Below are 451 nucleotides of genomic sequence, written 5' to 3'. Positions count from 1 at the left end.
CCGTAGCCGGTGGCGCACAGCTGAAACTGGCCCAAGACATCACTGTTGACAGCGTCACCGCAGGCGACAGCAAACTGAATTCAGACGGCCTAACCATTACCGGTGGCCCGAGTGTGACCAAGTCAGGCATCAATGCCGCCGGCAACAAAGTGACCAACGTAGCCGATGGCGCCGTCAGCGCCAACAGTAAAGATGCCGTTAACGGCAGCCAACTGTTTGCGACCAACCAAAACGTAGCCAACAACGCCGCCAATATCGACAAAGGCATCAACTTCGGTGGTACCACCGGCAGCAACAACTACGCATTGGGTGACACCATCAATGTCAAAGGCGACAGCAACATCATCAGCGAAACCGTAGCAGGTGGCGCACAGCTGAAACTGGACAAAGACATCACTGTTGACAGCGTCACCGCAGGCGACAACAAACTGAATTCCGACGGCATCACCAT

1 pseudogene is annotated in these 451 nt (G+C 55.2%); it reads left to right on the top strand.

From position 1 onward, the window contains the following. A pseudogene (locus tag ACTHUE_RS20365) lies at positions 1-451 on the top strand (hypothetical protein); the annotation flags it as partial.

The organism is Neisseria sp. P0021.S005 (assembly GCF_051956955.1).
Note: the sequence above shows the minus strand (reverse complement) of the source record. Positions and strands in the feature narration are given on the sequence as shown.